Below are 23,608 nucleotides of genomic sequence, written 5' to 3' on the forward strand. Positions count from 1 at the left end.
TAGCCTATCACGTTTATTCTATTGGAACTGTGATGAACAGGATCATCTGGCGGGGAAAGGATTCAAACCTGATAACCATGTTCGACGCGAAGTTTCTCGACTAAAGAAGTGAGTTGCAATGCTTTCTGCCGTTCTAAAAAGTAAAACTGCTGTTCAGCCAAGCATTCAAATTATGAATGCATTTGTAAAGATGCGAAAAATTTTATTATCGCACGATAATCTGATAAGCAAGCTACATGAAATAGAAAGAAAACAAGTTGATTTTGAAATTAAAACAGAAGAAAAATTTGAAGCAATATTTACAGCACTGGAAGCTAATCCAGCCACTCCAAAACAAGGAGTATTGTGAGCTGTTAGAAAAACAGCAGCTTAGAGATGCTCTTGAAGAATTAAAACATGTTGCTAATAAAGAGCACATATCTCTACTTGGGGTTAATTCCTTATAGCGCTGGTTTATCAGTATCATAGACGATAACCCATGCTCCATATGGGTTATTGATTGAATAAGGTAATGGGTAGTATTTACAAATTTTGTTAAAAACAAAGCTATTAAACATTTAAAAAGTAATCAGATAGTTCCGCTAATGCTCGTTAAGTACACACTTTAGTATCCCGTGCGGATAAATTAGCGCTATAAGGAATTAATCCCTATTAAGCATCACAGGAATTCCACGAATCGTATATATCTTTTCAGTTAGTTTAATTTTGTTGCTAAGAGCCTTCATACACCCATAACCATCTTGATACTATAAGCGTGATATTTTAATGGCTTATCGAGGCAGTAAACAGCAAAATAGTGTTTATCGAAAAATAAAACCACAATTTAAAATGGATTTAGTGCATTCTAAATTGCCATTGGCAAGCTTGAACCAGCCAGTTCCTAAAGCTTTTTCTGCTACCGCATCTACATACCAATTAAAGCTTGGCAATGGACTAAAAATAAGTTTTTGATTTTCTTTTGTTCTATAGATACAGGTCACGAGCATATCATAGGTGTTGTTATCTTTCTTTTTTAAAACGGCCTTTTTAAACTCAATGGGTTGATCGTCCCTGATTGGGTTGTTGTTCTTTATTTCCCAATGCACATCTTTATTATTAATTGAAGTTCTGATATCCGAGACAGAACTTGCCTCTTTGATTGTTGGGCAACGGTAAGAGACGCTGGTATTCTTCGCATGAGCAATCAGGCTACTTGAAAGTAAAACAATGGCAACGCCATAAGACATAATTTTATTATTAATCATACAATAATCGTCCTTTTGATTTGTCAAAATAATCTATCATGAAACAGAAAAACCAATCCCCAATGAAATTAAAATTAATAATCAAAGTGGGCGACTGATGTCATTAATGTCCTAATTTATTAGTCTGTTGTACCCCTTCTTTTACCGTGGTTAAAATATAGTGTTACTACAGAAAAAGATCCGACAGGTCAAGATAAAGTGGCATTTCTATTGGTGGTTTTACGTTAGGATGCTCATGACAAAACTTAGGCTTTCCGTGAAATTCAAAAGCGGTCATAGGGCAACGTGGATATTCAGAACAAACCCACCAAACAGCCTGATTGCGTTGATTTTTTAACATAGTTCCTTCACAGTGTGGACAACTAAAATTGCAGAATACTTCTGTCATTTGATAGTACCTTTAATTGATTAAAAAATTGATAAAAGGGTTATGCGATAGAATCTTTACAAAAAATTAAATGAAAAACCTATCAGTACTGCCTGTTGTGCTGGGATGTGGTGCAACACTCCAGTCTCAGTTTCAGGGGAGACAGTTAGTTCGGGTTTTTTACCCCAGATGATTTGATAACCTATAGTGATGGTGGCTTGTTGATTAATTCGATAGCCAAAGCCTACCTGAATTTCAGGAGAATAGGCCTGCACATCATTGACCTCAACACGGTCTACTTGAAGTTGTCGAAAAGCAACCCCTCCCTTCATCCAGGCAATCAATGGGAAACCACTCATCGGCTCGGATTTTAAGCCAATGAGTACATCAAGTAAGGGTTTAATCTCGGCAGATATTGGAACACCTCCTAATACATCAATAGACTCTTTGGACAAGGCAAGCCGCTGGGTATTTCCACTTTGAATGCCAGCCTCAATATCAGCTTGCCAATAAGGATTGGTGAATAAAGTACGCCCTAAACTAAAACGTCCCACAGCGGATTGGCCGTCATTATTGGTCATGTCAGGAGTATGTCCCATACCAAAGGAAGCATTGACGGTCCATGGTTTAAAATGTGTCTCATTATAGGCATAAGTAAGTCCAGTTAAATTCATTAAGGTGAGTAACAGTATTATTTTTTGTTTCATGATAAGTTCCTTAGTATTTCTCATAATTAGAGGTTAAAAACGACTGATGGCACGCACACGTCCAATAGTGTTTGATTTGCTGCTGGCGGTTATTTCTCCCGTAGAAAAATTTTGCAGCCAGGCATTGGATACACTCGCTTCGGTAGAGCTCCAATAAAATTCAGGGGCAAAAGAAGATAAATTGGAAAGATGCAGATTAGTGTGCAGTAATTGCAGTTCAAACGCCGAGGGAAGATACCAGCCACCGTAACACGTGTTGCCTACAGCAATTGGGGTTTTACACGGCGTTACCCCATCCTCAAGCACTTGGAAATTAGCGGCCTGTAAGGCTGCAAAAACACCGCTTTGATTATCAATTGTCTGCGCTGCGATGATTACCCGAGTATTACTTTCCCCAGCCCCAATACCATCTCCCTTGGCATTGGTGATTTTGTTTCCCGAAGCGCCATTGCGCCATTGTATTCCTTGACTGTTGACATCAATCTTGCTGGAAATTAAACCGTGCTGCCCGCTTTCATCCACATAAAATACCAGCCCACCGCGGTATTCTTCGCCAATTTGATGGGATATTCGGGACATTTTAATCACATCACCCTCAATCGTGATGCCATCTCCTGCTGTATAGGTTCCTGGAAGCCCACGCGGTCCTTCTGCACCCATTGATCCTTGAGGTCCTGGTATTCCTTGCAGACCTTGTGGGCCTTGAGGACCTGGTGCGCCCTTCTCACCTGGAATGCCTTGTTTTCCTTCGGGGATGTTAACTATTTGAGTTTGTAATGAATCGGTCTTCACTTGTAATGCGGTTATTTTGCCATCCAATACTTTAATCAAATACAATATCTCCCCAATAGGATCGGCATGAATGCTAAAGGATGCGGTGAGCAATAAAACACTAATTATTTTTTTCATCATGGTTCTCTTCAATTAAAATGCATGGATGGCGCGAACGTGCGCGGGTGTTGATTTTTCATGGATGCTTGGCTCACCACTACTAAAATCAACAAGCCAGGCTTGAGTGGTATTGCTTTCTGTTGAACTCCAATAGGGTTCATCAGTTAATTGACCTAATCCCGTCCGTTTTAAATTGCTATGCAAGGCCACAAGCTCATAAACTGAAGGTAAGTACCAGCCTCCGTAACAGGCGGAAGTCGCGGTTATTGTGGCAGGACACGGTGTTATTCCGTCGGCTGAAATCTGGAAATTAGCAGCGAGAAGTGCTGCAAACCGCCCCTCTTGCTGATCAATGGTTTGTTCAGCAATGATGAGACGAGTATTATGTTCTCCCGCTCCAAATCCTTTGGCTTGAGCATTAACGGTTCTGTCCCCTCCCTCCCCATTACGCCATTCAATGCCCTCGCCCTCATTCAAATCTGTAAGAGAAACCATTAATCCGTGTTGCTGACTGGCATCGACCCAAAAGACCATGCCACCTTGAAATACTTCACCAATGTGATGGGTGACAATGGGCAGTTCACTGACTTGCTTTTGAACTGAGCCCACTCCTGTATTGAGCGCTTTAATTTGAGCATTAAGCTCTGTGCGCAAAGCATCTATCGATGCTTTTACATACTCCGTGGATGCCGGACTACACCATGCATGAGTACTTAACGCACAAACCAACACTCCTGTTGCAATCAATTTTTTTGTAACCATTTGTTTCGTTCCTCTTAATCATAAAAATATTCATTCATCATCCTTAAATGGTTTAGTCCTGTTTATAGTGAATTCGTCTCTTTGTTCTGCGATAAGTCATCATTAATGATGAATTGGAAAACCCGTGATTCGTGGCGCTCCTTTATTGTCTAAAAAGGTGGTTTTACATTGAGGAAATCCCGAACATCCCCACCAAAAACCTTTTTTACCTTCCCTTCTGTACAGGGTTTTTTGACACTCTGGGCAGGAAAATTGACTTACTTCACTGGGCTTTTTATAAGCGGGTGCAAGGTGAGCTAATTGTTCTAACATGCCGGTGAGCGTGTCACTTTGATCATCAAGAAAGTCGGTGATCTCGTTCACCCCATTGGCAATACCATCCAATACTTGCTCCCAAAGTGCGGTGGTTGCCGGATTGGTAATGCTGGGTGGTAATTTCTGGATAAGGCCGCGCCCTTTGGGTGTGGAGATGAGTTGCTTGCCCTGACGTTTAATGTATTCTCTACTAACTAAAGTTTCTAAAATATTGGCACGGGTGGCTTCCGTGCCAATCCCTGCTGTTTCTTTTAGAATTTTTTTAAGTTGCGGGTTATCCACGTATTTAGCAATAGACTTCATCGCAGTAATTAAGGTTCCTTCGGTAAATCGTGCGGGTGGATTGGTTTTTCGTTTATCCACTTGGCAACTAGTGACAGCCACCGATTGTCCTTTGATTAATTGGGGAATGTTGCCTAAATGTTCCTGGGAAGAACCTTCTGGTTCTTCTTGAGCCTCCTTCTCTTTAATCGCGTTTTTCCAACCTAATACTAAAGCTGTTGCACTTGAACCTTTAAAGAAATGTCCCCTGATATCAAGCACAACACTTCTTTGTAGGTATTCATAATCACCAAGAAATTGCGCTAGATAATAAGAGCGAATGATGTGGTAGAGCTGACGCTCAGGCTGTGACATAGAGTAAAGAGCAACGTGTGCGTTTGCTGTTGGAATGATGCCATGGTGGGCCGTGATTTTTTTATCGTTCCATACCCTTGATTGGAACGTCTGCGAACATTGAGACAGTAAGGGTTCAATTTCTTTATCTACCTGTCCCAGCGCTTTTAAGACGATGGGTGCTTCTGCAAATTGACTTTCGGGTAGATAACCGCAATCGGTTCGCGGGTACGTGGTTGCTTTATGCTGCTCATACAAAGATTGAGCTACATCCAGGGTTTGTTTGGCACTGAATCCATATTTGGCTGAGGCGATTTGTTGCAAGGTGGATAAGGACAGGCATAAAGGTGGCGCCTCTTTTTTTCGGGTTTCCTTAAATTCGTTAATAGTTCCCTGTTGGCCTTGTATTTGAAGTACCACAGCATCAATCAGCGATTGATTAATGCATCGCCCTTCCTCATCAGTAACCTCTTCAGGCATTTCCCAGGTAGTCCAGAACAACTCTTGACTTACCGAGGCACATTGGGCTTTTAAAACGAAATAATCCTTTGATTTAAAGTGTTCAATTTCAAAGTCCCTATCCACAACCAACTTTAGGGTTGGCGTTTGTACACGCCCTACAGATAAAACGCCCTGTCCAGGAACACCGAATAAGCAACTTGCCGCCATCGTTAAATTCATGCCAATCAACCAATCGGCACGTGCTCTGCCAAGTCCTGCTTGATAGAGCGATTCGGTGGAGCTGCCTGTACGAATGGAATTCAGTGCCTTTTTAATAGAAGACTCATCCAGGGCAGACAACCATAATCGCTCAACAGGCCCTTTATAATGACAGTAATCCAACACTTCACGACCAATCACATCACCTTCTCTGTCTGCATCCGTAGCAATGACCACCGAAGTGGCCTTTTTTAATAGCTGTTTAATGGCATTGAGCTGTTTTTTAGTTTTTTCCTGTGGCTTTAAAACCCACAGCTTTGGAACAATAGGTAAGATGTCCATTCGCCAAGGTTTAATGTGTTCGCAATAGTGATCGGGTGGTGCCAGTTCCAGTAAATGACCAATGCACCAGGTGACTGCAATGCCCTGCCCTTCAAAACAGGATTCAGTTCGCGTCTTAACCCCAAGAACTGCAGCAATGTCTTTGGCTTGAGAAGGTTTTTCGCAAATATATAATTTCATGCAGCGCCCCTTTCTTCAGAATGGTGACTGCTCAAAGGCTCGCACTCGTGTTCTAGTCTTTTGTTTAAACAAGACAGCAACGGTTGCCTGATTTTTTCTTCAAGCCTTGGTGCCACATTGGAGGTAAGTGCCTTATACAGGAGGGAGTAATCCATCTCACCATGATGTTGTGTATGCAGTTGATAGGACTCTTTCTGATGAATTACTTCATAGAGTGTAATCAAGGGCAGGTCTTTAACTGAGCTTACTAAAAGCGTACTTAAAAGGCGATTCACCTCTTTAAAAGCCCGTCTTAGGTTATTAAAGTAATCATCATCATTGGTAAAGCACCCTGCGGTTCTTAAGGTTTTAAGAAGAGAGATAAAGTGGTCGTACACTTCAAAGAGTTCAACCAGACTACTGGCCAGTGCGCTATCAAAGCATACCTCAGGAAAGTGCACGGGTTGGTAGGTGATTTTTTTACCAGCCAAATGCTTCTTCTTCTCCAATACCCCCTCAAATTTGTCAATTTCATCATAAAATTTTTGGATAAGGGTATTAACGGCTTCATTCATTTGATAAAGACTTAAAAGCGCATAAACACGCTGCTCCTTACAACTCTTGAGTAAACTTGCTACTTTACTCATGAGTTTTTGGTAAAAATTTACCCCATTTTTTAGTTCACGAGTAAACAGACGATTCACCTCATGATTACTCAAAGTTAGTTTTACTGTAGTGGTCATTATGAGTTTCCTTTTTTAATGTCAGTGGAATATTCAGTACGGATGGGTTGGCTTAAACGACAAGGCACTACTTCCTGTTGCAGTCCTGCTCTTGTGATAAAATAAAGTGCTCCATTACTAAAAGACTCTTTTAAAGCAGATTCTAAATCTTCAGTTGCAACGCCCGAGCGACTTTGGTATTTGCCAAGAACTTCAGGCAGTACAAAAATACGTTGGTCGTCTTGTTCCTGGAGTTGTCGCAGAATTAATTCTTGAGCATCTAATGAAAATTGTTTGTTACCAGAATGCATGCGGTGTTCAAGCCACTTGATAAAATCAGGTATTATTTCTAGGGTAACTGAAGGTTTTTCTGGCTCTGTTTGAAGTGGTACTGCAGGCTCTTTAATATCTTCCTCGGCGTCCGACACAAAATGACCTACCTCAAGTTCCGGGCTTGATTCAGAGATTAATGGCTGAGCAGTTCGCAGCGGTTCGAGTTTATTAATGTCACACAAAACGCTTTTAATATCATCGGGAGCCAGACCATCGTTAAGAGGTAATGGAATTCGAACCTTATATAATTCCCCGCCATTAACCAAAACAAACGCCTGGCCTTTAGGCAGCGAGGTAATGTCGTTGACCTCCAGCATCCCAATTGAATTTTTTTGTACTCGGTCTTCATTGGTGGTATTAAAAAACACACCCTCTTCACCATGTGGCGTATCACTAACCATGGACACTTGGGTATGTGATACCACATCAACACTGGGTAGAACTTTAATTAAAAGATTCGCAGTTTCATCATTTTCTACCCGTAAAATAATCAGTGTGTTTAAGTTGCCTTTGGTGACTTCAGCCATAGCCTTTGAGCCTAAAGCCACTTCTAAATCCTGTTTGGTTTGGGCATAAGCCGTCACCTGAAAGCCTGCTCCGCCTGCTTTATTTAATATTTTTACAAAGGAGTCCTGAATGATTTCAGACAGCTCGTCACAATGAAGATTTAAACGATAATTGGCGTGACTTTCTTTATAAATTTTCCCTGCAGTTGACACTAAATCAGATAAGAAGGCCTTACCCACCGCTTGGGCGATGTTAGGGTTGGTTAAGCTATCGAGCCCAATGTAAATGACCCGTTTGTGCTTAATTGAGGCCATCAACTCGATTTCAGAAGTCGCCTGAGAAAAGGAAAAAATACCCGAAGCATTGCTTTTATTAATTTCGGATAGAACAGGTCCGACACTGGCGGTAATTTTGTCGTAATAGGTCTTATCCATAAGCGCTGCATCGTATAAATCAATAAGTACCTGGTCGTGCAACGACTCCACATTGCCTTGGGCAATAGTATTGGAAATGTATTGTTTAAAGTATTTTGCAACGGCTTTAGCCCTGTCCATTGGAGGATACGGATTGCCGTATTTATCAACTCGGGCATCATTATCCGCAATGATTGCGGCAACCTCATTTAGATAATTGGGCTCACGCTGCGGCATAATAGTATCGGCATAAGCCATCAATAATTGATCGAGGCGACTGATGTAAAAAGCAATGGTTTTATAGGTAATGGGTTGATGCATTTCCTCAAGGCAAATCGCTACAATATTGACGTATTTCCAAGCAAAAGCGGCAAATTGCTTGCCCTCTCCCTCTGCAGCAATGGCATCAGTGATGCGGGTAGCCACTTCACTCACCTGGTCAAAATTTTTCAAAGGATTATAACAGGCGGACAGCTCAGGAAATCCCAGATGAACAATACGAAAATCCTCCAGTCGATTAGAGGCTTTACAGGCAGAATACATATCCCTGACCAGTTCCAGATCCCCTTTAGGATCAACCACAATCACCGCATCACCATTACGAATGTCCTGGTTAATTAAGATGCTGGCAAGACGTGTTTTCCCAACCCGGGTTGTACCCACCACAAAGGTATGTCCCACGCGAATACTTTGTGAGATATATACCGGTTTATCGCTGTTGCCAAGTCCATGTAAATAAGGCTTTCCGCCTACATCAGGGTCTGGACGAAAAGGATTCAATCGTGAAGGACTTCTAAGCCATGAAGCCAAACGCGTAGTTTCATGGTTTTTACAAAAAGCACTGACGGCTTGATTCACTGCATTTCGTTGTAAAAACCGTTCATTTTCGACCTGTTTAATTTGATGAAGTCGCTGGGTGTGTCTGGGATACCATCGAAACCCACGCCCAACAAAAAGCCAACGCTTTGACAGCGGGACTTGAGTCGTGGTCATGGCAAAATAAGGCATAGCTATCAAGCGTTTTTGATAACGGATTACCCGATAGGCTTGAAAGGCACGCAACCCACTTAACCCTCCTAAACCTAATGCTGCATAAAGCCCCATGCTTTGAGTCAAGAGCAGTACATGAGGCAAGCAATAGGCCAAAACAGTAAATGATCCCAAAGTAATTGCTGAATAAATCTCTGTGGGATCTCTTAATAAATTTTCAACAGGGTATCGGTTGCCCATGTTCTTACCTTAATAAATTTAAAACTTCGAAAATGACAAAGGCGCCTATTAAATAAAACCGCGCATTCAATGCACATCGCAGCTGCTCTTCACTAGGAGAAGAGGCTTGTTTTTGACTAAGTAGGTTGATTAAAAAAGGCCATGCAAAATAAAGGACTGCATAAAAAAGCCCATGGATCATGAGTAAAGCCCACTTGAAGTGCTGAACTAATTGGCGAAAGTGATTCAATGAATCCGTATTTCTTAACAAAAATGGCGTGATGCAGATGATTAAAATCGCTAGTAAAATCAATTGAATTGCCACTATAATTGAAGGTCGAAGGAATTTTTTTAACATAAGGACAGCTCCTGATGAGTACTGCATTGAATGTTGGAAAAGGCTTGCTGAAACTGGTTTGGGGTTTGTTTAAAATAACTTTGTTGGTAGCTGATGCTGCGATTAACATATCCGGTAACAACAAAAAAACGCCACGGTATAACGAATTGGATGCCATTGAGCTTTTCCATAAAGCAGCGATAAATCCTAAAGATTATGAGGATGCTACAAGACATCAGTAGTTGAATTAACCCGCTCATATCATCCCCCGCGATGCAACCTTAAGTCCTGTTTTGGCAACCTGCATTCCTGAATCAGCAGAATTTTGTGCGGCATTCTGTGAATACCCAAATAGGCTCGCCAACCCAGCACCTGCATCCCCGCCAAAATGACTGGACAATTTAAAGAGCAATAAAGGCGCGACGTAGTAAAAAAGTACGGCCATATTACGCATTGCAGCCACTAAATCACTGTCGCCCATGGGGTCAATAACACTGCGTTCTAAAATGCCCACGTAATGCCAAATGCATTGGATAAAAATCGCCATAACAAATAACCCGCAGAGCGCTCCTAAAGCTCGCGGGCTATAACCGCTTAAAGCAAGAACAAGCGGTGTAAAGACAATTAAGAAAAAATAAAAGAATGCATGCATTACCGGCAGGGTTTGCATGGTGGCCTCTCTTTTTAAAGGGGTAGAGGTATACGATTTAACGGACTGTCCTATATTCACAAGACCGCGAGAAAGAGAGGTTCCGATGCTGCTGTTGGTTGTATTCATCAGCGATTCAGAACTTTGTTCCTGTAAATCACGATTATCCTGGATTAAAACTTTGGCGATGTAGTCTTGTGGGGTTAAATCAGAATTCCAGGCAGACTGATGCTTTTGTTTGTAATCCAGTACTCGTTTACTCACATCAAGTGAGCCAATGTGTTTGTCGAAATACCCTGCTCGTTCAGATGCTTTCACTAAATCAGCCTGAATTTTGTCCCACCATTGATTGCATGTTGGGTAACCATTAGTAGGTTTATGGTTATTTACCGACGCATCATCCTTAGCCGCCGACTCAAAATTGGGATTTGGGTATTGAGCATAGGAAAATCCAGGCACCGGTTCTCGTGCTCTTGATTTGCCATAATAAAAAGTACGGAAGGTTTTAGAGCCCATCCAATTAAGATCGTCTTCACCACCATGACGCTTTAATATTTTTTTAATTTGTTCTTTTTCGCTATCAGTTCTTGGCTCATTTAAATAACTGCTGCGTGCTTCTAAAAAGCACTGGCGATGAAACTGCAAGGCCTGCTGACGCAGCTCTTGAGGAATGTAGGTTGAAATCAAATCCCCCTGGATGGACTGAAGGCTGTCAGTACACCCCGCCACTTTCATGAGCCCATAGCTGAAACTAGAAAACAGGTTTTGCAATACCGCAAATCCAATAGGCATTTTGACCTGATTGGTTAGTACGTTTGCAAAGGCTTCATCATAAGTAGTACCTGAATCTTTAATATGCGATTCGCTGACTTCTGTGCCTTTTTTCATGGTGCACATCGGCTTAAACGACAGCCCCTTTTGCTCTAATGGCACGCAGGGGTAAACAAATATTCCACAGATTAAAAAAGTAATGGCCAGCTCATACAAAAAGCTGTTGAGCGCATGTTCTGCTGCATTATGGGTCGAACCCGGTGGAGCCAGCACGTTTTTTAGATAGCGATACCCCACCATCAAAAATCCAATGTATAAAAGCCCTGTTTGCCATAGGGCATCAAACAACACATCATACTGTTGCCAGCCCAGATAGGTGGTATATAAAGCTAATGGACTAAATACAATCATGGTCCTACTCCTTCTTATCGCTGTTTTGATACACCGCACCGTTTTTAATGAGATCTGTCTCATGGGTGCTGCCTGGCATTGATTTGGCTAAATCACGAGTGCGCAAATCCATAATGAGGTTTAGGGTTTGGGTCATCATTTTTTTACGAACCTCACTTTCAAAGGCCAGGGAGTGAATTTCTTTATCCAGCTTGCTGAGCGCGGCATTCACCATGGTTTGAGCGGGCTTTAGATTTTGTACCTCTTGAATCTGCATGCCGGCTTGCAGGAGGTGGCGTAACATAATCGCCTCATCTAATAGATTTTGAATGGCAATTTCCTCCCCTAATTTGGATACGGTCATGATTTGTTGCTCGCGAGGCATGCGTTGGATTGCCGTAATGATTTCATCGGTAATGACTATATTAGAGGCACTGATTTTTCGTAGATTCACTTCAGTTAAAGGCCACTTCTTATCAACCAACTTCCATAAAGCGCTACTTACATTAGTAACGCAGGTTGAGCTGCTGGCACTCTTTGGGCAGCTTTGAAGTAATGGGGACAGACCAACGCCAGCCTTGGCATCATGTGCGTCGTTTTCTTTTTTATGACTGATGTAAATGTCACCTAAAACCAGTACCGCCCAATGAGCGGCCTCTTCGGGAGTACGCCAAATTTGAGCGAAATGATTTTTTTTAATATTGTCCTCTGAAGGAGCTGTTTTATCATCAAGCCCACGCGATGGGGTGAGTAATACGTTATAACCTGCAATCACCACATCATTAATGACTTTAATAGGGACTTGTTTGCTCCCGCCGGCATTGCCTTTATCTCGATGCACCCAGGGTAGACCGTATTCTTCCCCCTTATTGGCAATGTCTTTGGCAGCTTTTGAAATATCGACAGACTCGCCATTTTTGGCACGCCTTGCCGCATCCACCCACCCTTGAGAATCAGATACTGACAGCATGCCGCTAATGGGCGAATTTCCTTCCTCAAGGGCTCGTTTTGTTTCCTGACAATCAGCTACTTTTAAGGCAAATTCATTTTGTGCACCGGCAGAAGCATTTTGTAAGATATTATAAAGTCCGGGCATGGCTTGTTGCAGCTTGTACATAGGAAAGCCCGCAACAGAGCCTTTTAAATTATCGACGACATCCGAAGGCATGCCATTGACGGAATTTTTAAAATCATTAAACGTATTGGTAATAGTGACTACCGGATTAAACAAATTACAGCTCAACCCTCCTCCGTTGATGAACCCACCAATGGTCACGGTCTGGTCCCGATTTACAGGAGGTACGAACACATCCGATGAACTCCCCAATTGATAGTAATATTCAGATTGTTCTGGAAAGAGAGAACTCGCCAAAACCCCAGTACTGAATAAAACTCCTAACGCCACTACGCTTAATTTCATTGGTTTCTTCCTATCGTTTTTGAGGGGTGCCCACATCGGGTGTGCCCCAGAACAATTTGCCAGATTGTGTGACACAACCCTTGTATTTGCGCCACACCACAAAGACATAATTCCCATTGCCTTTGCGCTCATCATCTATACCCTCATCTGTTGGGTCGCCCGGGATGATGTTGCGATTGTTTGGATAAACTTCCTGCCAAATAACCTGTTTTTGGTGGGGATCAAACACCACATTAGCCGACACACAATGAGGCCCACAGGTATTGCTGGTCGAAATTTTTAAGTGCATGCCGCCTTCGTTGGTTACAATGTCTGCAGCATGCATTGCAGCCACGACTGAGGCTCTAAACCGTGAGGGCTGGGTGACGCGCATGAGGCGGGGCAGTTCATGACCCCATATATAGGATGAAGTTCCAATATCGTGATTCATTAAAAGCGAAAGCCTGCTTGCCATATAAGCAATTTCAGCGAGTTCCGTCCGTTCATTCACCGCATCAGCAAGACTTGAGTAATACAATTTCATGAACGTGGTTTCAGGCTTATGGGTTACTCCTTTCATTTGATAAATTGCTGATGGAGAGCCGATGACACTGACCACTCGGGTTCGGTCTTCATTAATGTGTTGCGACGCCAATTGTCCACTGCCATCACCAAAGCCCAAAGGCAGGTTTAGTGCTGTTGTAAATAACGACTTATAGGTGGTTAATGTCGCTTTATTTTCATAAAGAGTATTCGCCTCAATCCAGGGATTTTCCCCAGGATTATTGGAAACGGTCACGATTAAATCAGGGACAAACTGAGATACTGCAGGACCTGGGGTTAATTTCGGTGGAAAATTACGTTCTAACCACATGCAACCGCCAATCACCTTCAGGTGGCTATTTTTCATTTGCTTTTTTAATACCCTGAGTGCGATCTTAGGAGTGCTAATCGGCTTGTTCGGTTTGGTGCTTTCAAACCCAAGGGCTGCCAATGAAAAAAGGACCATGTAAACGCACAGTATCCACTTAATCATGATGAGCCCCTTTGTAATGACGACTTGCAATCAATGCCTTATCTGCTGCGCGTACGCCATAAGTTACATAGCGCTTATCGATGACGATGGCAGGTAGTGATGACAGCGCATAAAGCCTTGCCCGCATCTGGCAGCGATAAAAGGCGGTCAGACGGCCATTTTGAACGGTATCAACCCGTTGTACTGCTCTAATCTCGGATGCATTACGGTTTAATTCCAAAGTCATTTCATTTAATGCATCAAGCGCACAGACTTCGGCCTGTAAGCCATTAAGTGCCACAGAGTATGCCGAGGTTGTAAAGACCTCGATGAGCTCTGCGTAAGTCACACAACTAATCAGGCTAATCATCATAAAAACAATGCTCTTCAAGGCTGTGGCTTCGTTTGTTTTCCAAGCGTGTGGCCACCAGTTCTGCCGCTTTAAGTACGCCATGTTCTTCCTCCAAAAGATGTCGGGTTGCTTTTTCTGATTTTTCATTCAGGAGTAACGCCAATAAGTAGCGCGGTGGAATGACTCTAAATAAACCCTGATAGCGGGAACCTAGTAAAACGGCTTCCGCATAGAGTCCTTTTTGCGAGTCAATATCTCGAATAAGTGCTTCTTGCTCCGGGGTTAATTGTTTGAATTTTTTTACATCGGTCAGTTCTTTTTCATCAAGGCCTAATAAAATCCAGGTTTCAATCAGGGAGAGAATTTTCATGGCCTTTTCTGAGCTCATGTCCCCCACATTCTGAGTAATGGGAACCAGCCATAGTCCTAATTTTCTGGCTACTTTTGCGGCCAGTAGACAAGCTGACACAATCACATCAATTTGAAATTGCAGGTGGGCTTCATCAATAAATAAAAAAGTGGGTCTGTTGTCGTTTTGGGTGGCCTCGGCCATAGCCAAGATCCGCGGTAGCAAGGACACCATCACCAAAGCCAATTTCCCTTTATCGTCTTTAATGGCTGAAATATCGATATGAAAAATATCAAAGTCCCCTAAGGGCTCAGTGGGTACGTTAAAAAAGCGCGACTTATTGCTGTTAATGACATAGCTGTTGAGTCGGTCATGCATCTCCAAAATACGGTCTTTTTTACGAGGAACCTCCTCAAGTGCAAGTCGTTTTGCAAAGGCTTCCAATACATGTTCGGTCAGCATCTGCGGCACTTCATTTTTAAATGAAGTCAGGATGGCATCACTTAACACTTCAATCAGCAGGGTTTCATCACTTAAGGAAAACAACTCTTCTTCTTTTTCGTTCGCTTCCGTTATCATGGTACGCAAGGCTAAAAGCAGTTCACTTAAATAGCTGCGTGATTCTTCATCACAATTTAAATCAGAGTCTTGCGCAATTACTGCCAGATTGGCTTGTAAATCCAGCATCTTTTGGGCAAGTTTTGCGGCTTTTTCTTCTGATAAATTCTCACTGATTTCAGGTATTGCCTTATATGCTTCACAAAAAGGGTTTAAGGGAACTGCTTTGCTCTTTTGATTGCTGAGTAATAATTGTTTGGTGGATTTGCCCATCGTTTTGGCGTGAATGAGCATGCGATCAAAGGAGTTGCCCATTTCGAACAAAACAATACGCGCATTTTTAGTGGCCATTAAGGAGTTAATCATCCAGCCGGTTGCCACCGACTTTCCCGCACCAGAGTTGGCAAAAAGGGCCATATGGGAGTTTTGACTGATAAAGTCATGATGTAAGATATCAAATAAAACGGGCTCGCCTAAGCGATTAAAGAAGGTAAAGCAGGGAAGGTGCCTTGCCCCTTGATTGCGTCCATACACTGGGAGTAATGCCGCAAGCTCTGATGCAAACACCAGGCGGTCATAACACAAGTACTTCCGTGCAAAGGAGGGAACGAAACTAAAAGGCAGGCTGTTGAGGTAGCTGTTTAATGGATGTAAATCAAAGCTTGAATTAATAAGCGGCATTTTGGCATCAATAAATAACGAGTGCAGTTCTTTTTCAATCTGCAACAAGGTTTTGTCATCACAGCCTCGGTAATACACCGCTTGATTCACCCAAAAAAGTCGATTGCCACAAGCCAGCTCATCACGGGCGGACTTAATGTCCTGACGCACTTCAGAAGGCTTAAGGCTTGTGCCAATAACGCCCTTTTCTATACGCATCAAGTGCGCATCCAGTGATTCATCGCTCTCAAAGATCACCGATAGGGTATAAATAGAGCCTTCAGGTAAGCGGTCCAATAAGGCATAGCGATGCTTGGGGTTGGCCTGGGGTTTTTCTCGGGAAATCAAACCAATTTCCGGGGCTTCTTTTAGGCCGTCCACATAAAGCACTCGATGCTTGATGCCATCAAACATAAACCCCTGCTCATCGCTTGCCACAGGACTAAAGAAGATGTTTTGAGGAAAGCAAAAGCTTGCTGGTTTCTTCTTTTGTGGATAAGGAAAGCGTTTTAATAGCGCTTCACTATCGCCTTTCGTCAGTAACGGGTTGGGGTTAAACCATTTGACCCACCAGCTGTAATACGCCCTACCGGTTAGGCGTTTTAAAGTAAGTCCTGGAGAGATGAGTTTGGCAGCAATTTGGGCGCATACTTCTTCGTGTTCACTTACAGCCGCATCCCTCGTTGTTTTGAGTCGCTGGTAGCGTCGATAAAACAACACCCGAATGCGCCTGCGTCGCCCACGAAAAGCCGCCCCGGTTTTGGGATCTAAAAACAAGCCTTCGGGCCGCGCCATTTTTTGAAATAAGTCCTGCAGACGTCTGAGATAATCTTGGGTGAATTGGGTATTTAAAAGCTCAGGTTCAATGGCGTTTTGAATGTGTTTTAGTACAGGCTCTAAGGAATACTCATCGCAGACGTACATTTGCATCACCCAAGGGTCGTCTTTGTGTAAAGGCACCACATTGGCAAAAGTGTCGCGGATTTTATTAAAGACGGCTTCCAGGTGTTCTGGGGATGTAGCTTCTGCAGGAATGTCGCCTAATTCAAAACCGCTTCCTACGCTTACTCCATCGTTGAGTAAAAAAAGATTTTTTTCATCACAAAAATCAACAAAGGCCAGGCGCTCTGCCAAAGAAGGACCTTCTTTGGCGTACCCCTTCTCTACAGTTTTTGTTTTTAGAGGGCTAAGACTCCCCTCCCCTAATAACCAATTGATGGCCTGATTCACACGATTCATTCCTTACCCCTTAATTAATAGCGCTCACTGGCCAGCGCAAACTGATTTTGCTTATAGAGAAAAAATTCGGTGGTGAACCCTGGTTTTACTAACTGCTCATCGCCAATGAGGGCAACGTGCGGGTAGATGTAAATAGGGATAGCCGGATTATCCAAAGCTTTAAATAAAGCTTTGGTTTCATTAGCCGCGGTTCGTGTTTCACCCTGGTAGTTCACCGCCATTTGGCCATTCGCGGTGCGTTTATAACGCGGTGCAGTCCAGGAAGGAGCGGAAGTCGCCACACTTTGGTTGTAAATCTGGCTCACAGTAAGTCCCTCCTCTGGAATGGTTCCTGAGGCGACTGATTTGGCACAAGAGCTCAGCAACAGCAAACTACTTGAGACTAAAATCATGCGTATAGTGTTGTAAGTGACCATAATCTAATACCCTCCCTTTGGGTTCTTTGTCGAGTTGAATGGTTTGAGTGAAATGAAGAGACATCCGGTTAGGACGATAATGCGTTTGATTCCCCATCCGATACGGGACACTGGCAGGTACAAACACCATGTCAAAACTGCCTTGAATGCGCTTTTCAAGCCAATCAGCAGCTTTAACAGAGCCTTGCGCCAGAGCACCACCGGCAGCATAGGGGGCAAAAGAGCCAGTAGGTGCAGCAGTTGCGCCGTTGGGTCCTGCAAAATAAGTCATTTGCCATTGGGATAAAGCATTGCCAGCCCCTTCCATACCACCCGCAGCCAGCATGGCGGTAAGGACTCTTGGGGCGTTGGTGTAGTATTTACCGTGAATGCAGGGATTACCGTAAGCAGTAGTTAAATAGCCAAGACTTTCGTTATTGACTAAATCAACCGAGTTGGTCATCTGCTCTTTACCAACCACCACAAAATGACCGTCTTGAAAAGTGAAGAGCACGGAGGTGACATAAGCTCTGGCGCAGGAAATATTATCTAAAAAGGAGCCCACGCCGATTGCGTAGCCACTGACTTTCATCCCTGAAATATCAGGAGGAAGGGCTACGCCATTAGAGGCCATTAAATCCCCGCGGCTGATGATGGCGCTGAAGGGGAATAACGGTTGCATCAGCTTGCCGTCAATGGGCACTTCACCGATTAATGCGGATAACAAGGTCGTATTGCCTAGGTCACTTCCTGCAGGAATGGTGTAATAAGGAATGCTTTGTTTTTTATCATCCTGATTGGGGATTTTCTTCTTAACTTTGCGAGTCAGTGTTTTTTGAATGCGCTTTCTTCTTTCATTGAACTTATTCCAATAGCGCACCTCCTGTTCACTTAAAGGACGTTTCATGAGCTGTGCATCAATGTCAGTGACGCCACCCATTGCATGAGGCGCTTCATTTTGAGCGAGTTGCCCTACGGGGTAGCCCGCAGCATTGTCCGCAGACGTTCGTGATTCTTTTAATTGGACCAGCTCCTTTTTCAGCTCTTCTATTGTTTGAGCTACTTCAGGGGGAAGCTCTTGGCGAACCACCACCCCACCTTCTTCTTTAGATGCAATGAGCGCTGCATTGCGTTCACTTAGTGTTTTATTTTGTACTTCGATGGCGTGCATCTTTTGTTCGGTCTGTACCAAGCGCGCTGAGACATCACGAATATTGTCATTAAACTGACTGGCGATGGCTTCATTGATGTTATTAGGATTGGTTTTGTTCTCCGGTGTAACGGACTCCCCACTGTTCCCGGAGTTGGTTAAAACCAAAGCCACCACACCAACCACAACCCCTGTTAATACTTTAAGGCCTAAGTTCTTTTTCATCGGACAAACTCCTGAGTCTGAGATAAAGCCTCGCCAAAGGGTCGGTCAGACACCACAAAAACAGTGGTGGTGTCGGCAGCGCCACGAGGCTCTAGAGTATTGGTTGGGAAAAAGGTTGCTGTTTGCCAGTTGCCTATTAAATGATGCGGATCGAGTACCACTCTTTTTTTTAGCTCGTTTTTTAATTCAATGGCTGTCACATACAAGTCCCCACCCTGCCAGGAAATCAGGGGTCTTGCTAAAATACTGGCCCCATAAACCAGGGTGATGTTTTTATGGGTGCGCATCGCCGTGCGCGCCACCCCGGGAGGGGTTACTAACAAACGCTCTGGAGCATACAGCGATTGAATGGCAAACCGGGTTAATAACACCGGATTTACTTCAGGCGTTTTGCTGATTTTTGACGGCTCCTCGTCCGGCTCTGGGGCGGTAGAGTCCTCGCCATCTGATGCCATTAGGACTTCAATGGGTGCTGCATCCGTGGCCTCCTTGTTTGCCGAAAGACTTAACACAATGGGCTCGCCCTCAGGCATTAATTGCACGACCAATCGTTTATTGGTAAAGGGCTCTTTGGCATTCAAGTACAATGCGTCTTGGATTTTCATCAGGCCTATGTCTTTGTCGAGCTCAGAATCCACAATGCTGATGGCCAAGGGAAATCTAATGAGGCGCTCCTGGTTCAATGGCAGCGTGATATGGATTGGCGTTTTATCCCACACTACATGTTGCGTGGGTTGAATCTCGGCGTGCACCGTGCTGATACACAGCATCATTAAGAGTATCCATCGTTTAAAGTTCATGTTCATCTCCTGTACGTTCCTGGCTTAGTAAGTCTTTGACTAAGCGTTCGGGCTTGGTGTATCCATCAAGAGCCAATTGAAAGGGGTTGAGTAATTTGGATAGGCTCACCTTGACTACTCGCAGGTGGTAATCCACTACTTTGTCTGCAATCACCATGGGGCTTTTGTCGTTTAGCCTCTGGGTAATGCGCAAGACCACATGCACCTCCCAGGTGTTGTTGCTTAGTCGTTTTACATCTCCTGGCTCTAAAAAACGATAAAGGCTTGCCACCTGTGCTCGATTAAAGAGTTGTGCCTGTTGGTAGGCGTTAAACGTCTGCGTCACAAGCTCTTGATGGCGAGGAGTGAAATAGTAATGAAAGCCCTTCAGGTTGGTTGCAAATTCCTCTTTCCCCATTTGAGACCAGGAATTTAGGGGCGGGACTAATGAGGTGACAAACCCATGCACGTATTCATCAGGCACCTCCCCGGCTTTCATTAATCCCCCATTAGCCACCATGTTGGGCGCCAGCCAAAACTCCAGTTTCTTAGGGGCTGTGCTCAAGGCGCCAATGAGTCCTGCAACCAAAAGCACTAAAATAATAATAAAAGTGAACAGCACGCGATTCACTTGATTGAGTGCATCAATTTTGTTCCAGTAATTAAACACGACGGGCTCCTAATCGTTTTGAGGTATGCCAAAGACCGCGATGGGCTAGATAAGGTGGTCGCACCAAGCCCCATCTGGCCAGTTTTATTCTTATTTTTTTCATTAAATATCCGTGTGGTTTGCCCGCCTTTAATCTCGAAATCGGTTTAGGCATGAGGCTTACCCCGACAATGAAGCCGAGCACTAAACCCAAACAAGCAAACGCTCCTGGAAAACCGAAAAAAACGCCAATGAAGGTGAGCATCAGAGTCATAACTCCGGTGGTAATGGCCACAAGAACCATCAGTTCACGCAAAGTCAGCCCCTTAAATGCTGGAAAATCATGGGATAAATGACGGCTTGATGGGGTAGTCATGTTGTATCCTTAGAGTTTAAATTTATCGATGACGGTGTACCCTAAATAGCCCGTTGCAATACTGATGGTCAGATAGACAATCCCCATCACTGCAAAATTAGCAAATACTGCAAGCGAGCCGCCTTCATGTTTTTTAGCTTCCTCAATGCCATGCGAGATCGTGGATATAAATTTGGTGAACATCACCACCGAGACGATGAATAACAAAATCATCAATCCCTGTCTCACCACATTAGATAAGACGGTCATGGCGCTCTTATTGCCCTGAGTCATGTCATCAGATGCCGCAACCTTAGGAAACCAACCACTATCAGCCCATAGGGCTGGTGCGTAGCTTAAATTGACCAGGGCGAGGCTGGCACTTAGTGCCCAGCGATTTATTGTTCTTGATAGGTGCATCATGTCTAACTTCCTTTTGTTGTTAATAAACCGATAAATAAGGTGAGGCCTATGAGCAAACGTACGGTTCTTGAGCCTAGAGCCACCATGAATACTTCTGAAGCTTTCGCCTCCTCACTCATAAAATGCACAATCGACCAAAGAATGGCTAAAATCACGAACATTAACGCCACGAAGCGAATCAGCCCGCTATAAGTTAAGGCCTGTTGCCCTCCTGCTTCGTTAAATGCTTTGGCAAAGTCACCCGCAAGTTGTTCTCTCATCGCTAGTTCCCCACAAAATCAAATGCGAGTGGCTTAACGGTTTTAGGCTCAATGGCAGGCTTATTGATGTAGTCAATCAAAGCATTGCGAATGGCCACTAAATCCTCGCGAACCCCTGGATGGGTCTTTTTATCACTGCCTTCAAAGGCATTTATATGTAATTGAATGCGGGAATTAGGCTCAATTTCTTCTTCTGCCTCGGCTAATAAGGGCAGCGTGGCGTTAATTTGATTAATCACCCGCACTAAGGTTTTATTAAGCTCCGCCTGATTGCTGAAACTCACAGCACTTAAGAGCATTAATCCCAATCCAAACAGTGTTTTTTTCATCACATCTCCTTATAAATATTTTTTAAATCGACTGGAGGTCACGCTCACCAATACAGCGAGCAACACGCTTAAACTCACAAAAACTGGCGTTGGTGATAAGGCATGCGGGATGGCAAGCCATAGAACCAAGACCCAAAACAAGGCGCGTCGCGCCAAAGGAATGGATTTATGAAAGACATAGGTTGATTCGCGTCCTAGCGATGCGGTACGAATGGCTCGTTGATTTAATCCGTCCACAAGTCCTGCGCTAATGGCCAATAAAAACAGCGGAATGGATGCAACTAAAATGGCACCTTTAACCAGTAATAAATGGCCCGTTATTCTTAATAAAAGCCGAGTTTGTTGTGCCTTTAACCAAAACTCATTGAAGGTTTGTGTTAATTCCGGTGCTATGGACATTGAGTCTGGATGAATCACCGCATCCATTTGCTCTTGTGCCATTTGAGCAAGCCTACCCCCTACATCTTGTGCTTTGATCAAAGTGCTCGCCGAATGAGTGCGAAGGTCTGGGGTAACCCTTTGGCTTAACCAGGTAGTGAATGAGGCGTCGCTAAATTCACTAACAACCACTGCTTGTTTTAGGGACAGCGCTTTAATGGCGTTAGCAGTTGATTCAAAGCCTACATGAACCCAAGACCATAATGCCCAGGCCATTAAAACCATCCATCCAAGAAAGGCGACACACACCCAGCTCACCACTGCTCGTTTAAGCCAGGATGATTTTTTAACAGGTCTTTGTTTGCTTGCTACTGCCATACAACCCCCGAATCATAGGCAAAGGGGTAGTGATGCACCTCCAGCAAAGAAGCTAATTCATCGACATCCACTGCCTGTAGGGGTAGGCCTGCCAATTGCGTTAACTCATGCAGCGCGTGCGATGTGGCCACATTAGTAACAAGTCCCAATGCCCTGCTCTTTTGTAATTGCAAGGCATGTGCTTTTAACCAGGCGCGGGAACGTGCATCATCGCCTACTACAAAAAGAGCGTGTGACAAGCGGCTGTTTTTAATGGTATGTGTGTTCACGGTTCCGGGATTTATACGGCTGGTTACTGGTAATGGAAATTCTTCTGATTCAGTTTGTGCTCCTTCTTGTTTTGAGGGAACCTGACCTGCCTCTAAATAGGGAGTTGCATCAATAACGGGTGCTTCAATGGCTATCACTTTCAGCGCATAACAGGCTGCAATGAGACTCCAGGAGATGAAAAAAAACAGGGTTCGCATGTTAAAACACTCCCAAATCAACAACGCTTGAAGCGCCGCCTCTGGCCAACAGCAATAAAGGCGTGGTTTTTTTAGGAGCGTTCAGTGCGTCAAAACTTAATTCACCGTGATTTAGGGTAATGGTTCCATTACTTACTAATTCCCGTGGAATTTGATTAAGGTTTGCCCACACCTGAACCGCACGGTCATCCATCCCCATGAGCATCAAATGCAATCGTGTATTAGGACTTGCATTAATTGCTTCCATTAAGGTTAAAAGGACTGTTTTGATTGCGTCATCTGTTTTGATGAATAGAAATAAAGTATCGCCTTCATTAAGACGTATCGGTTTATAGGCAACTGGCGAATAAGGGGATGCATCAAACTCACCCACAACAGGTACATTGGCAAATAATTGATTGTAGGCTTTGTAAAACGCGTTATTCCATGCGATGTTTTTGGATACCTTTTGGGCTTCATGGCGCGCTGAAAGTAAGGCAAAATGGGCGCGCTCCGCCTCACTTTTTGCATTAATACCCAAGACATCCACAGGGGTTTGCCTTAATCCTTTATAATAAACCGCACTGCGATTTTGCATTAAAAACACGTAGCGTTTTTCTTCCTCTTCAGTTAATCCCCAAACTCTTGCTTCATGGAGCTGCATTGGGGTGAGTTTTAAGGTGTTCATGTCTTGCTCTGCCGTGATGTCGTCTTCATTCACTGAAAGACCCGTTTTGGCCAGCGTTTTATCGGTTAAGGCCAAGGTTTTGGAATTGTTGTGATGCATCGCGATCCCTGGAATGGTTAAATCAGCATGTGCATGTGCACTTAAGATCATGAGGCTAAACATCAGTGATTTTTTAGACATGGCTCACC

26 protein-coding genes are annotated in these 23,608 nt (G+C 43.7%); 2 read left to right on the plus strand and 24 right to left on the minus strand.

Annotated elements, in window-relative coordinates; genetic code table 11:
* Nucleotides 1-118: 118 nt before the first annotated feature.
* Complete coding sequence (locus tag Lwal_RS08125) at nt 119-349, plus strand: hypothetical protein (protein ID WP_058480324.1); 231 nt, start codon at nt 119-121, stop codon at nt 347-349.
* Between the two features lie 451 nt (nt 350-800).
* Here the strand turns inward: Lwal_RS08125 and Lwal_RS08130 are convergent, their stop codons facing one another.
* The 8 genes from Lwal_RS08130 to Lwal_RS08165 form a co-directional block, all read right to left on the minus strand.
* Nucleotides 801-1,244 (minus strand): hypothetical protein, encoded by a 444-nt coding sequence (locus Lwal_RS08130; protein ID WP_058480325.1) that lies wholly within the window; start codon nt 1,242-1,244, stop codon nt 801-803.
* A 444-nt stretch (nt 1,245-1,688) separates the two neighbouring features.
* On the minus strand, nt 1,689-2,318 hold the full coding sequence (locus tag Lwal_RS08135; RefSeq protein ID WP_058480326.1) for a hypothetical protein: 630 nt from the start codon (nt 2,316-2,318) through the stop codon (nt 1,689-1,691).
* Between the two features lie 33 nt (nt 2,319-2,351).
* Nucleotides 2,352-3,227, minus strand: coding sequence for a DUF1566 domain-containing protein (locus Lwal_RS08140; protein WP_058480327.1), 876 nt, complete (start codon nt 3,225-3,227; stop codon nt 2,352-2,354).
* 15 nt (nt 3,228-3,242) lie between these two features.
* Entirely contained in the window at nt 3,243-3,971 is a 729-nt protein-coding gene (locus tag Lwal_RS08145; RefSeq protein WP_058480328.1) for an Lcl domain-containing protein, read from the minus strand.
* 102 nt (nt 3,972-4,073) lie between these two features.
* The gene (locus tag Lwal_RS08150; RefSeq protein WP_058480329.1) at nt 4,074-6,083 is read right to left on the minus strand and encodes a DNA topoisomerase III; all 2,010 of its coding nucleotides are present in this window, start codon (nt 6,081-6,083) and stop codon (nt 4,074-4,076) included.
* Entirely contained in the window at nt 6,080-6,805 is a 726-nt protein-coding gene (locus Lwal_RS08155) for an AcaB family transcriptional regulator (RefSeq protein ID WP_058480330.1), read from the minus strand. The genes Lwal_RS08150 and Lwal_RS08155 overlap by 4 nt, the downstream gene beginning before the upstream one ends.
* Nucleotides 6,805-9,267, minus strand: coding sequence for a type IV conjugative transfer system coupling protein TraD (traD, locus tag Lwal_RS08160; protein ID WP_058480331.1), 2,463 nt, complete (start codon nt 9,265-9,267; stop codon nt 6,805-6,807). The genes Lwal_RS08155 and traD overlap by 1 nt, the downstream gene beginning before the upstream one ends.
* Nucleotides 9,268-9,271: 4 nt before the next feature.
* Complete coding sequence (locus Lwal_RS08165) at nt 9,272-9,604, minus strand: hypothetical protein (protein WP_058480332.1); 333 nt, start codon at nt 9,602-9,604, stop codon at nt 9,272-9,274.
* Between the two features lie 14 nt (nt 9,605-9,618).
* On the opposite strand from Lwal_RS08165, the gene Lwal_RS08170 reads away from it, so the two are divergent.
* Nucleotides 9,619-9,825 (plus strand): hypothetical protein, encoded by a 207-nt coding sequence (locus Lwal_RS08170; RefSeq protein ID WP_058480333.1) that lies wholly within the window; start codon nt 9,619-9,621, stop codon nt 9,823-9,825.
* 14 nt (nt 9,826-9,839) lie between these two features.
* Here Lwal_RS08170 and Lwal_RS08175 read toward each other — a convergent pair whose 3' ends face one another.
* Genes Lwal_RS08175 through Lwal_RS08250 form a run of 16 tightly spaced genes read right to left on the minus strand, consistent with a single transcriptional unit; the run spans nt 9,840 to nt 23,600 of the window.
* Nucleotides 9,840-11,414, minus strand: coding sequence for a conjugal transfer protein TraG N-terminal domain-containing protein (locus tag Lwal_RS08175; protein WP_058480334.1), 1,575 nt, complete (start codon nt 11,412-11,414; stop codon nt 9,840-9,842).
* A gap of 4 nt (nt 11,415-11,418) precedes the next feature.
* A complete protein-coding gene (locus Lwal_RS08180) occupies nt 11,419-12,813 on the minus strand; it encodes an integrating conjugative element protein (protein WP_058480335.1) in 1,395 nt (464 codons plus the stop codon).
* Between the two features lie 10 nt (nt 12,814-12,823).
* Nucleotides 12,824-13,828, minus strand: coding sequence for a TIGR03756 family integrating conjugative element protein (locus tag Lwal_RS08185; RefSeq protein ID WP_095197469.1), 1,005 nt, complete (start codon nt 13,826-13,828; stop codon nt 12,824-12,826).
* Nucleotides 13,821-14,180 carry a DUF1525 domain-containing protein gene (locus Lwal_RS08190; RefSeq protein ID WP_058480336.1) on the minus strand — a complete coding sequence of 120 codons (360 nt, stop codon included), beginning with the start codon at nt 14,178-14,180 and terminating at the stop codon, nt 13,821-13,823. Before Lwal_RS08190 ends, Lwal_RS08185 begins: the two co-directional genes overlap by 8 nt.
* The gene (locus tag Lwal_RS08195) at nt 14,170-16,965 is read right to left on the minus strand and encodes a conjugative transfer ATPase (protein ID WP_058480337.1); all 2,796 of its coding nucleotides are present in this window, start codon (nt 16,963-16,965) and stop codon (nt 14,170-14,172) included. Before Lwal_RS08195 ends, Lwal_RS08190 begins: the two co-directional genes overlap by 11 nt.
* A 14-nt stretch (nt 16,966-16,979) precedes the next feature.
* Nucleotides 16,980-17,381, minus strand: coding sequence for a TIGR03751 family conjugal transfer lipoprotein (locus Lwal_RS08200; protein WP_028383820.1), 402 nt, complete (start codon nt 17,379-17,381; stop codon nt 16,980-16,982).
* A complete protein-coding gene (locus Lwal_RS08205; protein WP_058480338.1) occupies nt 17,338-18,735 on the minus strand; it encodes a TIGR03752 family integrating conjugative element protein in 1,398 nt (465 codons plus the stop codon). The genes Lwal_RS08200 and Lwal_RS08205 overlap by 44 nt, the downstream gene beginning before the upstream one ends.
* The gene (locus Lwal_RS08210; protein WP_058480339.1) at nt 18,732-19,535 is read right to left on the minus strand and encodes a TIGR03749 family integrating conjugative element protein; all 804 of its coding nucleotides are present in this window, start codon (nt 19,533-19,535) and stop codon (nt 18,732-18,734) included. Before Lwal_RS08210 ends, Lwal_RS08205 begins: the two co-directional genes overlap by 4 nt.
* Nucleotides 19,525-20,184: a DUF2895 family protein gene (locus Lwal_RS08215; RefSeq protein WP_058480340.1), complete on the minus strand. Its 660-nt coding sequence runs from the start codon at nt 20,182-20,184 to the stop codon at nt 19,525-19,527. The genes Lwal_RS08210 and Lwal_RS08215 overlap by 11 nt, the downstream gene beginning before the upstream one ends.
* Nucleotides 20,177-20,539, minus strand: coding sequence for a TIGR03750 family conjugal transfer protein (locus Lwal_RS08220; RefSeq protein WP_058480341.1), 363 nt, complete (start codon nt 20,537-20,539; stop codon nt 20,177-20,179). Before Lwal_RS08220 ends, Lwal_RS08215 begins: the two co-directional genes overlap by 8 nt.
* A 9-nt stretch (nt 20,540-20,548) precedes the next feature.
* Nucleotides 20,549-20,941: a hypothetical protein gene (locus Lwal_RS08225; protein WP_058480342.1), complete on the minus strand. Its 393-nt coding sequence runs from the start codon at nt 20,939-20,941 to the stop codon at nt 20,549-20,551.
* Nucleotides 20,942-20,943: 2 nt separating this feature from the next.
* Nucleotides 20,944-21,201: a hypothetical protein gene (locus Lwal_RS08230; protein WP_058480343.1), complete on the minus strand. Its 258-nt coding sequence runs from the start codon at nt 21,199-21,201 to the stop codon at nt 20,944-20,946.
* A 2-nt stretch (nt 21,202-21,203) separates the two neighbouring features.
* The gene (locus Lwal_RS08235; protein WP_370529218.1) at nt 21,204-21,500 is read right to left on the minus strand and encodes a hypothetical protein; all 297 of its coding nucleotides are present in this window, start codon (nt 21,498-21,500) and stop codon (nt 21,204-21,206) included.
* 39 nt (nt 21,501-21,539) lie between these two features.
* Nucleotides 21,540-22,286, minus strand: coding sequence for an IncC plasmid conjugative DNA transfer DtrJ family protein (locus tag Lwal_RS08240; RefSeq protein WP_058480344.1), 747 nt, complete (start codon nt 22,284-22,286; stop codon nt 21,540-21,542).
* Nucleotides 22,277-22,753, minus strand: a complete 477-nt coding sequence (locus tag Lwal_RS08245; protein WP_058480345.1) for a PFL_4695 family integrating conjugative element protein — start codon at nt 22,751-22,753, stop codon at nt 22,277-22,279. The genes Lwal_RS08240 and Lwal_RS08245 overlap by 10 nt, the downstream gene beginning before the upstream one ends.
* A 1-nt stretch (nt 22,754) precedes the next feature.
* Complete coding sequence (locus tag Lwal_RS08250) at nt 22,755-23,600, minus strand: TIGR03759 family integrating conjugative element protein (RefSeq protein WP_058480346.1); 846 nt, start codon at nt 23,598-23,600, stop codon at nt 22,755-22,757.
* Nucleotides 23,601-23,608: the final 8 nt, after the last annotated feature.

This window comes from Legionella waltersii, from assembly GCF_001468085.1.
Taxonomy (GTDB): Bacteria; Pseudomonadota; Gammaproteobacteria; order Legionellales; family Legionellaceae; genus Legionella; species Legionella waltersii.